Below are 12,459 nucleotides of genomic sequence, written 5' to 3' on the forward strand. Positions count from 1 at the left end.
ATGCCTGGAAAAAAAGTATTGATCATCGAAGATAACGAGCAAAACCTGTACCTCATAACCTACCTGCTGGAAAACAGCGGGTATGAGGTGACTCCGGCCAGAGACGGCGCCCAGGGATGCGCCATGGCCGAGGTGGTCCAGCCGGACGTCATTCTTCTGGACATCCAGTTGCCCGGCATGGACGGATACGAGGTGGCCAAGGCGCTCCGGAAAAAGCCCCTCGTCAAGGAAACCCCCATTGTGGCCGTGACCTCCTACGCCATGCCCGGCGACAAAGAGAAAGCGCTTTCCGCAGGATGTACGGGTTACATAGAAAAACCCATAGACCCTGCAGTTTTTATAGATCAGCTGGAAGAACATCTGGTATAGTAGCAATACCCCCGGGAGGGGCGACGTATGGCAGCCATATTGATTGTGGACGACAATGAGCAAAACCGTTACTTTCTGGAAGCCCTCCTGAAAGGATACGGGTACGAAACCCTTTCGGCTGAAAACGGGGTGCAGGCCCTGGAAAAAGCTGCTGAATACTTGCCGGCCCTGGTTATCTCCGACCTTCTTATGCCGCAAATGGACGGGTTTGAACTGTGCCGCCGCTGGAAGGCCCATCCCCATCTTAAGGATATTCCTTTTGTCGTATATACAGCTACATACACCGAGCCGCAGGACGAGAAGCTGGCCCTCAGCCTGGGAGCGGACCGCTTTCTTATCAAGCCCCTAGAGCCTAATGAGCTGGTCTCCTACATCCAGGAGGAACTGGAAAAGGCCGCAGCCAGGAATGAATCCGAAGCCCTGGAAAAACAGGACGAGTCCGAGGAGCACCACAAGGAATACAGCCAGATAGTCGCCCGCAAGCTGGACAAAAAAGTCCGCCAGCTGGAAGCGGAGATTCGGGAGCGTCAAAAAGCGGAAGACGCCCTGAGAAAGAGCGAGGAACGCTTTCGCCTTGTGGCGGAAACCGCCACGGACCTGGTGTATGAATGGATTCCGGAATCCAACCAGCTAACCTGGTTCGGAGATATTGACAAAGCCCTGGGCTTCGCCGCCGGAGAGTTTCCCCACACGGTAACGGCCTGGACCAAGCAGATCCATGGAGAAGACCAAAAAAGGCTGTTTGAATTCCAAGATCTTTCAGCTTTTTCGGCGGAGACCGTTGTGGATCGATACCGCATCGCCACGGCGGACGGAACCTGGCGCCACTGGGTGGATAAAGCCGCTCCCGCCGAAACGAGCAACGGCAAAGTCGTCCGCTGGATCGGCGCTTGCGTGGACATCACGGAGCAGAAAAACCTGGAAGCCCAACTGTACCAGGCCCAAAAAATGGAGGCGGTCGGGCAGCTTACAGGCGGTCTGGCCCATGACTTCAACAACCTCATTCAGGTGATATTGGGCTATTCCGACCTGGTTTTGTGGGATAAGGCCTTAAGCTCCGTGCAAAGAAAAAATTTCGAGCAAATCCATAAGGCCGCCCAAAAAGCCTCGGGCATGACCCGCCAGCTTCTGGCTTTCAGCCGCAGGCAGGTCATTCGGCCCATGTACGTGGGCTTGAACGATCTGGTGACGGACATGCTGAAAATGGTCCAGCGCCTTATAAGCGAAAAGGTCACCGTGGATTGGAAGCCGTATGAAAATCTGGGCGCCATCTACGCCGATCCCGGCCAGATCGATCAGGTTCTTTTAAACCTGTGCGTCAACGCCAGAGACGCCATGGACAACCAGGGCCAGCTTTCCATCTCCACCATGAACATCGACTTGAACGAAGATTTTTGCTCCATGAATCCCTGGGCCTCCCCCGGAGCGTACGTCATGCTTTCCGTGAAGGACTCCGGCTGCGGCATGGACTCCCAAACTCTGGATAATATCTTCCAGCCTTTTTTCACCACCAAGGAAACCGGAAAAGGCACGGGCCTGGGCCTTTCCACGGTCTACGGAATCGTCAAGCAGCATAACGGGTTCATCCATGTGGAAAGCAGCCCCGGCTGCGGCGCCGCTTTTCAGGTTTTCTTCCCCAGAGTGGAAAAAAGGCCCCAGCAACGGCCTGCAAATCACGAAAAATACGGACTGGGAGGCAGCGAAACCATTCTTGTGGCCGACGATCAGGAAATGCTCCTGGACCTGACCGAACACATCCTGGAGCGGGAAGGATACACGGTGCTCAGGGCCAACAACGGGCGGGAAGCCGTCAGCATCGCCAGGGCCAACGAAAACATCGACCTCGCCATCCTGGATATGGTCATGCCCGTTCTAAACGGAAAGGCCGCCATGGAGGAGATCGCCCGCATTAATCCCAAGGTCAAGTTCCTGTTCGCCAGCGGCTACAGCCAGGAAGGCATTCACGAAAACTACGTCCTGCAAAAAGGCCTCAACCTCATCAACAAGCCATACCCCAGCGAACAGCTTCTCCAAAAAGTCCGCGATATCCTGGATAATGATTGATGCGGCCTGACGCCTGGTGCAAAGTCATCTCAAATACAGAGGGGCAGAGGCGTCAATAAGGCAGACCGGAGAGCACGAAGAGATCACCCTGGATGAGCACACCGGCCAATACGTCAGGATTTTCAGCGTGGTTATAATCTTCAGAGTGGATGTATGAAGGGAGGATGGGTGGCGGAGTTCAAATACAAGGCAAAAAGCATTAGTTGGGCAATAAACATAACGTGGCTGGTGCTGCTTGCCTTATTTTACTATATTGCGGCCACGGTTGACCAAACAGGATACGGGATGTCAGGGTACCTGTTTTTTATTGGGCTTTCGTTTATTATCAGCAAACGCCTTGCCAAGTGGTCATCCTTTTTCAAGTGGATCTACTGGTTCTGTTGTTTATGCCTTTTTCCCAACAGGCCCTTTAATCACCTGGCAGTGGGTTGGGTTTTCTTACTTTTATGCCTTGGTTCAATCATAAACATTTCTTAAGGCGCATGAACGAGAGTGCACAGGGTATTCTGAGGACGCTTTCCTTAATTCCTCTTGATCGAATTCTGTTCCACATTTTTTGTGGGCGGTCCCGGCCACCTTGCCGCAAGAGTCCAATGGATGAAATGCGCGGGCAGGCGTTTGGTGAAAAGTCATCTCAAATACAGAGGGGCAGAGGCGTCAATAGACATATCGGATAGCATGCTGAAATAACCCTGGACGAATCCAACGCCCAAGGCGTCCGCATCTACCGCGTCACCATGACCCTGCGACAGGAATGACGGATTCTGGTAAAGATGTTTGCTTATGGCAATATGGGAATGGCTTGGAAAAATAATTACAGAAGAGCATGTTATGCTAAATAACCTTGGTTCTGTAGCCTCAATAGTTAGCCTCATAGTGAGCTGTGCGTTTTAGGGGACGTCCTTTCATAACTTCATAACTTCATAACTTTTTCTTGGGAACGCCTGATTCCACGCCAATACAATGTCAAAGAACATATCCAGGAGGGAAACTCAGATCCCTCCGCACCTTTTGGACTGGATCCCACCCTTGCATTTTTAAAAATTTAGCCCTATAAAAAAAACGATTCCGAACATTTTACCGACAAACAAAAAAGGATTTTGAACTATGGCTCCATTATACGAAAAACCAGTCAAACTTCTTTTTAGGGATATGGTTGAAGATCTTGGAATCCAAAAAGGCGATGTCTTGGAGAGAGACGCAGCTCAATCCTGGTTTAAAAAAAACTACCCATTGGTTAAACCAAGCACTGTTTCGGCACACTTTCTAAAACTCTCGACCAACGCCACGAGCCGCATACATTACAGCGTGGACCCGAAGGGTCATGATGACTTTTTGTATCAGATTGACGGCAAAAAATTCCGGCTCTATGACCCCGCATCCGACCCTGAGCCGATCTATATAAAAAGCAGCGAAGACATAAAGGTTGAGCCGGATACCGATGATCAGGAGGGAATAAGCAACGGCCAATTTGCTTATGAAAAGGACCTTCAGAATTTTCTGGCAAAAAACTTGTCTTTGATTGAACCCGGCATGTCGCTTTACGAGGAAGAGGAAATCAAAGGCATTGAGTTTCCTGTTGGCAATCGCTTTATTGATATTTTGGCGGTCGACTCCCAAAACAACTATGTGGTTATAGAGCTTAAAGTCTCAAGGGGATATGACCGGGTTGTGGGGCAGATTCTCCGCTATATGGCATGGATTAAAAAACATCATGCGGAGCAGGACCAAAGCGTGAGAGGCGTAATTATCGCGCGCGAGATTTCAGAGGACCTTGTTCTGGCATGCTCGGAAGTAAATAATGTTGAGCTGTATGAATACAATCTATCGATAGCTTTAAGTAAAATAAATAAATGAATTCCGGGGACAAACCAACTCTCCCTTCATCTACATGGCCCTGGCGCCTCGCCGCCAGGGCTTGGCATAGAGGAAAAACGAACGGGCAAACGATTGGTTAAAAGGTATTCCAAATATGGCAATACAGTAGTATTGAGGTCGGAAAATCCCGAACACAAGGAGATCACCCTGGACGAAACTGTGGATAAAAAGCGTCCGCATCCACCGCGTCACCATGACCCTGCGGCAAGCGTAAGGGTGCCTGTACTCAACAAAGTATGGGTGTGACAGATGATACCCCTATTGTAAACATTGTCAGATTAAGTCATAGCTACTTCACTTGAATTTTAAAGTTTTGATCAAACTTTTTTAAAAGTTTGCCGCCGGAGGCGCAGTTTCGCAGTTTTTTTTTTTTTTTTTTTTTTTTTTTTTTTTTTTTTCACGCAGTTAGTCATCTGCTTTTCTCGCCGTTGGTATTTCGCCGGAGGCGCAGTTAGTCATTTGCTTTTTTCGCCGTTGGTTTTTCGCCTTTTCGCAGTGCGTTTTTTTGTTTTTTCCTTCATTGTTCCTTTCATTGTTATTGACCCGATTTGTCATGCATCGTAAAACCTGGGGTATGAAAACTTACAGCGTGTGCACGGGAAATCTTCGGGTGGGGAGGCGGCTGCTGGTTTGGGCGGTTGCGATGGTTGTTTTGTTATGGTCTTTGGGCGGTTGCGGATTGCAGGAGCCGGAGAAGATTACGGCGGAAAACGCGTTAAAGCGCCTTTCGGAGCGAAACAGCCCCGAATTCAACGACGACGCGGGTTTCGCCTCGCTGCGGAGGTCCATTGCCTCGGCCCGGGCGTATCTGGAAAAGCTGGACCCGGACCGGCAATTCACCTTCGGCCCGGATTCCTACCCGGCTTCCCGGCTGCTGGCCACTTTGGACGCTTTTGAGGCTGTCCTGGACGCCAATCCCACGCCGGAGGAATTAAACCGCCAGGTTTCCGAAAAATTCCTTGTATATCAGAGCGTAGGCTCGGACGGGGACGGCGGCATGCTGTTTACGGGGTATTACGAACCCTTGCTGGAAGGCACGCTGGAATACGACCCGGAATATCGCTATCCTCTTTACGGCCTGCCCGAAGATCTGGTTTGCGTGAATCTGGGCCGGTTCAAGGAGAAATTCAAAGGCGAGCAGATTTGCGGCCGTTTGAGCGGAAACTCCCTGGTTCCTTATTACACCCGGGAGGAGATCGATTCCAAGAACATGCTGGAGGCCGAGGGCCTGGAGATCGCCTGGGTGAAAGACCCGGTGGATCTTTTTTTTCTGCATGTGCAGGGCTCGGGGCGCATCAAGGATAAGTACGGCCACACCTATCACGTGCATTATGCGGGCAAGAACGGCCAGCCGTACCGGAGCATCGGCAAGCTCCTGATCGATGAGGGAGTCATTGAGAAGGAAGCCATGTCCATGCAGGCGCTCAGGGAGTATTTGGAAAACCATCCCGAAGACCTGGAGCGGGTGTTCAATCATAATCCCAGTTATGTGTTTTTCGACGTGGTGGACGAGCCGGCCATCGGATACGCCGGGCAGCCCCTGGAAGGGGGGCGGGCCGTAGCCGTGGATTATAGGATTTTTCCCATGGGCGCTTTGGCCTTTGTCCAGACCGAGCAGCCCGCGGTGGAGCACGGAGTGTTGACCCGTTGGGAGGAGATGAACCGTTTCGTGCTGACCCTGGATACGGGCGGCGCCATACGCGGCGCGGGCCGGATGGATTTCTTTTGGGGCAACGGAGATTACGCCGAGATAGCAGCGGGCCACATGAAGCAGGACGGCCGCTTGTTCTTTTTGGTGGTTAAAGAGGACGGAGACAAGTAGCCTCCGTCCGCCGCCGCATTTCCAATAAAACAGGCCTTGGATGATCAGGAAACTGAAACAAATGGCGCCCGGCTGGTTTTGGACCCGCCGGGAGATCATGAAAGAGGACTATTCCCTGCATCCGCCCCTTGTGGTGTTTCAGCCGGGAGGCGTGGGATCTTCCACGGTTTACGACACCTTGCTGGCCGCGGGCCTGCCCAATCGGGTTTTTCACCTCCATTATCTTTCCCGGAAAGGGATTCGCGAGGCGGAGAGGTTTCATAAAACCCTTCCGGATCCAAGCATCCCGGACGAATTGCGGCTTTCCGAATCCCTTAGGCGGAAAATGGCGAAAGGCGGCCGGGCCAGGTGGCTGATTATCACGCTCATGCGGGATCCCGTCGCCCGGCTTGTTTCATCGTTTTTTCATAATGCCTGGACCCATTACCAGGAAATTTTCGACGCCCGGGGAAAGGTGGACCCGGATAGGGCCCTTGCCGCCCTGCAAGGCGTGTTTGAGGGGCAGGGACGCGAGAACCTGGGCTATAATTGGTTTGAGCATGAATTCAAATCGGCGCTCGGCCTGGACTTGCGCTCCGAGCCATTGGATAGCGGCCAGGGGTGGTTTATTTTGGAAAAAGGAAACCTGCGCGTGCTGGCGCTCAGATTGGAAGACCTGGAGCAGGTTTTTCATGAAGCCGCAGGCCGCTTGCTTGGCCGGAACGCTCCCCTGGACGCGCCCTTTGTCAGGACCAATCTGGCGCGGGAAAGGGATTATTATCCCGAGTATCTCCAGGTGCGGGAGCGGCTTAAGCTGCCCGAAAAAATTCTGGATGCGCTGTATTCCGATCCTTACGTGCGTCATTTTTACGCCTTGGACGAAATCGCCCGATTCAAAGAAACTTGGTCATGACCTCCTAATATATGCTATTTGGAAGTCATGACCTCCAACCATTTAACTCTGCAAGATTACCATTGAGGGGGAACTCATGAATTACCAATTAAAAGCCTTTATAAAAACAGCCATTTTACTTGTGTGCGCCGCGGCGTTTTTCGGGTGCGGCCTGACCACGGACATAATTCCGCCCGGAGTGATCAAGGACGCGACGTACCACGACTATTACCTGGAAGTGGAGGGCGTCAGTTACCACTATGAAGAGTACAAAGGCGACGGCCCGGTGGTTTTTCTGGTGCACGGCTTCGGCAGCTCCACCTATACCTGGCGAGACGTGATTCCGCCTCTAAGCAATCAGGGTTTTCACGTAATCGCCCTGGATATGAAAGGCTTCGGCTGGTCGGACAAGCCTTTGGGGGATGATTACACGCCGTACATTCTCATGGAGGGGGTTAACGCCTTTATGGAGGCCAAAGGATTGTCCCAGGTGGTTTATGCGGGCAATTCCCTGGGCGGCTTGGTGGGCGCCATGCTGACTATAGAGCATCCCGACAAGGTGAAGAAGCTCATTTTGGTGGACGCTGCAGGAGAGCCCGCGCCGGACCGCCCCACGGTCATTAAGATGGCCAGGTGGGTGCATGCGGCCGAGGCCATGAAGCTGACAGCCGGATCCTGGATCATCAATTGGAACCTGACGTCGGCGGTTTACGACAAGGATGTGGTTACCAGGGAACGGGTGCAGGCCTATTACGAAAGGATGCAGACCGTAGGCGCGGTGGACGCCATGGTTTCTCTGGCGCAGAATACGGATTTCGACGGCTTGTTTTCCTTTCAGAGATGCTTGTTGTCTATCGGACAGCCCACGCTCATCATCTGGGGCGAGGAAGATACCTGGATTCCCGTGGAGTGCGCCTACAAGTATAACAAGGACATCCCCGGCTCGATTTTGAAAATCATTCCCAAATGCGGCCACATTCCCCAGGAGGAAAAGCCGGAAATTACGGCCAAATACATCGGGGATTTCGCCCGGGATTAGCGTTTTTTTGCGCGCTTGAGGCTTTGGGGCTCAAGGCGCGGTTACTACATGTTCAAGACAAGGAGAGAATTATGCCCCTTTTCACGGTAGATCCGGACAAATGCAATAAAGACGGCATCTGCGCCATTGAATGCCCCATCAGCCTGATTTACATGCCTGACAAGGATTCATTGCCCGCGCCCATCGAAAACGCCGAAGAAAGCTGCATCCACTGCGGCCATTGCGTCGCCGTATGCCCCCACGGCGCCTTGTCCCTGTACGACATGGCCCCGGAGCAATGTCCGCCTGTGAACAAGGATTGGCATCTGTCCGCGGAAAGGGCCGAGCATTTTCTGCGCGCGCGCCGCTCCGTCCGAAGGTACAAGAAAGAGGACGTGCCCAGGGAAACCATCAAGGAGTTGATTCGCATCGCCAGCCACGCCCAATCCGGCCATAACAGCCAGCCTGTGAACTGGCTTGTGGTTTATGAAAAGGAAAAGGTGCACGAACTGGCCGGCCTTGTGGTGGATTGGATGAAGCGCATTGTGGTGAAGGATCCCAAGCTGGCGGAAATGCTCCACATGGACCGCCTGATTACGGCATGGGGGCTTGGCTTTGACGTGATCATGCGGGATGCGCCCCACCTGGTGGTCGCCTACGCGGAAGCAGGCTCCCGCCCCGGTCCTGTCGCCTGCCACATTGCTTTGACATACGCCGAGCTAGCCGCCCATCCCCTGGGAATCGGAACCTGTTGGGCCGGGTTTTTCACGTCAGCCGCCAATGACTGGAAGCCCCTGAGGGAGGCCTTGAATCTTTCCGGCGGTGAGGAAGTTCATGGCGGCCTGATGGTGGGCGTTCCCAAATTTCAGTACCATCGCATGCCTCTCAGGAACGAGCCCAAGGTGGAATGGCTCTAGTATAGGCCAGGACTGCTATTGCTATACCGAGGAAGACCCGGACTGGCTCATGTCGTCCGGGTTTTGCCCTGCGGGGCCCATAATGGGCAGGTGGATGATGAACTTGCTCCCCAGGCCCGGGGTGGTTTCCAAGGTCATCTTTCCCTTATGGGATTGGGTGATGATGAAATAGGAAGCGGACAACCCCAATCCCGTCCCTTCTCCCACCTCATTGGTGGTGAAAAAGGGCTCGAAAACCCGTCTTGCCGTGGCCTCATCCATGCCCGGACCGTTATCCTCCACCTCGATTCGGACCATGTCTCCTTCCCGGGAAGTGCGCAGTTCGATTTTTTGCCGGCCAGAGCCGGCGTCCCCGCGCCGCATGGCCGAGGCCGCATTTCGTAAAAGGTCCAATATCACTTGTTGAATGCCGCTTCTTTCGCATAGCAGGGGAATATCGGGAAAACGGTAATCCCTTATGATTTCAATGTTTTTAAAGTCGTATTTCCGGGCCAGGTCGTAATCATTTTGAGCAAGTTTGATGGCGACGTCCAGGAGGTCGTCCAGGTTTTCCTTCTGGAAGTTTCCCCGCGTATTTCCGCCGAAGCCCATCATGTCGCCCACGATCACTGCGGCCTTTTCCCCCGCCTCCCTGATGTACTGGAGCATTTGCAGGACTCCCCTGAGCTCCAGGTAGGCGTAAATGCTTTGCACCGAAAGGCCGGCTTTTTCCGCAGCGGTCTGATTGGCCGCAAGGCCGGGGGACACCCTGTTAAGGACGACCTCCGCATTTTGCATGATGATTGCCAGGGGATTATTGATCTCATGGGCCATGCCTGCGGCCAGGCTGCCCAAGGAAATCATCTTTTCCGCCTGGACCATCATTTCCCCCACTCTCACCTGCTCCGTTACATCGTCTACTCGGACGACGGCGACGGATTCCAGGCCCTCGGATAGAGGAAAAACCGTAACATCGGCATAGCGAACCTGGTCCTGGACCTTTCTTTCCACCTTGTTTTTCCGGGAGATTTCTCCGGTTTTGGCTGACAGCCGCACTTTTTCCATGAGGAAATCCAACTCGGGAAGGACATCCGTCAGATTTTGGCCCCTGGCCTCGTCCGCGCTCAAGCCCGTTTCAAGTTCGGCTTTCCTGTTCCAAAGGGTGACCCTGCCCTCGGCGTTGATTCCCGCAATGACGGACGGCATGGAGTTGATGGCGTCTTCAAATAGGTTCTTTAGCGCCTGCATTTCCAACTCCACTTTTTCGCGAAAGCTGATTTCGCGGGTGAGTTTGCGGTTGGAGTTGAACAAAATCAAGGCTATGACGCCGGCGCCCAAAAGGGCTGCCAGGGCGATTCCCAATGAACGCCGCAGCCATCGGAAATCCGGCTCCGGATTGGGATTGTACAAAAAACCTTCCAGCGAGTAATCAGGCTTGATTATGCCCGTTCGCACAAAGGTCTCTGCAATGTGCTCCCAGCGTCCGGGGTTCATGTGTCCCATTTCCACAAGATTCGGCAGAACGAGCGCGTCCATGGCGCAAGCCTCATAAAGCAGATGCTCCATGGATTTTTCCGAGTTGAATTTATCGTGGATCAAGGCCGCCATCTCATCCTGATGCTGCATGGCGTAGATCCAGCCTTCCAGACTGGCTTTCAGGAAGGCTTTAACCCTGTCAGGATGCTTGGCGATTTCCTCTTCCGTGGTGAACAGGCAGTCTCCGTAAAAATCGATTCCGTAATGATTCGGCCTTATGGTTACGTAGGGAATTCCAGCCTGCTTCAGGTAAAACGGCTCATTGGTGACGTAGGCGCTGAGAGCGTCCAAATTCTTGTCCAGATAATCCTGCGCCGTTACGGAGGCGTCCACGATTTCAAGGGCGTTCAGGCTGATGCCTTCGTTCAGGAACGAGGCGTGCAGTTCCGTGTCGCGCCCCTGAAGAGACATTTTAACCCGTTTGCCCACAAGGTTTTGAGGAGAGGTAATGCCTTTATCCCTGTGGCTTACCAGAACCAGGGGGGAGTGTTGAAAAATGGCGGCCAAAACCACCACGGGTTCGCCGCGCAGCCGGTGCAGGAGAACTTCAGAATTGGTGACGCCGTATTGCGCTCTGCCGCTGACGACTTCGTCGACGGTTTGTTTTGCGTAGCCGCCTTCCGCCACAGTAAGGTCAAGGCCTGCGTCGCGATATAGTCCTTTTTCAAGGGCGGCGTAATAGCCTGCAAATTGGAACTGATGCTTCCATTTTAATTGTAAGACGACCGGCTCCGGCTTGGCTTGTTTGGAGAACGCACGGGGGATGCAGGGCGAGCCGCAGACGCAGAGGAACAAAAACAGAATCAAATAAAGTCCGGCTTGCTTGCGCATTTTCCAAAGCCCTTTTATGGGATTGTCGACAATTATAAGTACTTACGACAATACCCTACATTTTAGCAGGGCGAAAGGCAAGCAAAAAACCCCCCATGATAATGATGATAAAATGGTCCGGATTGTTATTATTTGCAGTAAATACTCGGACGCAGGTACTTGAATGGATGTTCCACGCCAACCAGACTTTCGGACTGGCCGATGGCGAACAAGCCGCCGGGCCGCAGGGATTGATACAATTTGTTGACAACGTGCTGTCTGGTTGCGTGGTCAAAATATATCATGACGTTCCTGCAGAAGATGACGTCGTATTCATCCCTGGGCGGTCCGGAAATGAGATTGTATTTGAAAAAGGAGATGTTTTCGCGAAGCTCCTTTTTGACCTTATAGTATCCGTTCCATTTGTTTTGGCCCTGCTGAAAGTAGCGTCTGACCAGCGGAACGGGAACGCAACGGGTCCGGTCTTTGGGGTAGATGCCTTTGGACGCCGTCTCCAGCATGGTGTCCGAAATGTCAGAAGCATGGATTTCAAATTTCCGGCCCGCCTCGGCCAGTTGGATGGCCATGGAATAGGGCTCTTCGCCGCTGGAGCACGCCGCGCACCAGATTCTGTGCTTGGGGCCTAATGGCAGGTTTTCCACCATATACTCTATATGCTTGTTTTCCCTGAAAAAATACGTATGGTTGGTGGTCATAGCATCGATAAAGCAGCAAAATTCGGAAGCGTCGTTTTCAATGACGTTGATGTATTCTTTTAAGCTGGGAATGCGGGTGGTGCGCATCCTCTTCGCGATTCTGGCTTTGACAAGGTCTACTTTGTTGTCCGAAAGACTGATGCCGGTCTCCTGATAAACGATGCCGGCCAGCATTTGGAAATCCTTGGTTGATATAGTGGTGTCGTGCATCAAAGGAGTATCCCCTTATACAATGTAATCAGAGTATTCAGGGCCTGTAGAAAAAGGCCCCGCGGCATTTTTAAGTATCGGAACAAGGGGGGGGAAACTTGACTGTTTCCCAAGAGGAGAGAAGCATTTTTTTTACAGGGCGGCAGGGGAAATATTGCTCCGAAAAATAAAGGCGGCATGAGTTTTGCCGTGAATGTCTCTGTTATGCTAAGTTGGGTGCAGGCGGTCTTTCAGAAAGTCATCTGCCTGAAAAAATTAACGGACGGGGG

General features: G+C 52.7%; 9 protein-coding genes. 7 read left to right on the plus strand and 2 right to left on the minus strand.

Going from position 1 to position 12,459, the window contains the following annotated elements; all coding sequences use genetic code 11:
- The 7 genes from BUE18_RS08125 (at nt 1) to BUE18_RS08160 (ending at nt 8,939) form a co-directional block, all read left to right on the plus strand.
- On the plus strand, nt 1–369 hold the full coding sequence (locus BUE18_RS08125) for a response regulator (RefSeq protein ID WP_012610733.1): 369 nt from the start codon (nt 1–3) through the stop codon (nt 367–369).
- Nucleotides 370–396: 27 nt separating this feature from the next.
- Entirely contained in the window at nt 397–2,433 is a 2,037-nt protein-coding gene (locus tag BUE18_RS08130; protein ID WP_073474727.1) for a response regulator, read from the plus strand.
- A 1,107-nt stretch (nt 2,434–3,540) separates the two neighbouring features.
- Complete coding sequence (locus tag BUE18_RS08140; protein ID WP_073474731.1) at nt 3,541–4,290, plus strand: endonuclease NucS domain-containing protein; 750 nt, start codon at nt 3,541–3,543, stop codon at nt 4,288–4,290.
- A gap of 664 nt (nt 4,291–4,954) precedes the next feature.
- Complete coding sequence (gene mltA / locus BUE18_RS08145) at nt 4,955–6,133, plus strand: murein transglycosylase A (RefSeq protein ID WP_170868301.1); 1,179 nt, start codon at nt 4,955–4,957, stop codon at nt 6,131–6,133.
- 40 nt (nt 6,134–6,173) lie between these two features.
- A complete protein-coding gene (locus BUE18_RS08150; protein ID WP_083610863.1) occupies nt 6,174–7,025 on the plus strand; it encodes a putative capsular polysaccharide synthesis family protein in 852 nt (283 codons plus the stop codon).
- 76 nt (nt 7,026–7,101) lie between these two features.
- Complete coding sequence (locus BUE18_RS08155) at nt 7,102–8,043, plus strand: alpha/beta fold hydrolase (RefSeq protein ID WP_073474735.1); 942 nt, start codon at nt 7,102–7,104, stop codon at nt 8,041–8,043.
- 71 nt (nt 8,044–8,114) lie between these two features.
- A complete protein-coding gene (locus tag BUE18_RS08160) occupies nt 8,115–8,939 on the plus strand; it encodes a nitroreductase family protein (protein WP_073474736.1) in 825 nt (274 codons plus the stop codon).
- A gap of 21 nt (nt 8,940–8,960) precedes the next feature.
- Here the strand turns inward: BUE18_RS08160 and BUE18_RS08165 are convergent, their stop codons facing one another.
- The gene (locus BUE18_RS08165) at nt 8,961–11,285 is read right to left on the minus strand and encodes an ABC transporter substrate-binding protein (protein ID WP_073474738.1); all 2,325 of its coding nucleotides are present in this window, start codon (nt 11,283–11,285) and stop codon (nt 8,961–8,963) included.
- A 128-nt stretch (nt 11,286–11,413) separates the two neighbouring features.
- A complete protein-coding gene (locus tag BUE18_RS08170) occupies nt 11,414–12,190 on the minus strand; it encodes a CheR family methyltransferase (RefSeq protein WP_073474739.1) in 777 nt (258 codons plus the stop codon).
- Nucleotides 12,191–12,459: the final 269 nt, after the last annotated feature.

The sequence above is a fragment of the Desulfatibacillum alkenivorans DSM 16219 genome (genome assembly GCF_900142135.1).
Taxonomy (GTDB): Bacteria; Desulfobacterota; Desulfobacteria; order Desulfobacterales; family Desulfatibacillaceae; genus Desulfatibacillum; species Desulfatibacillum alkenivorans.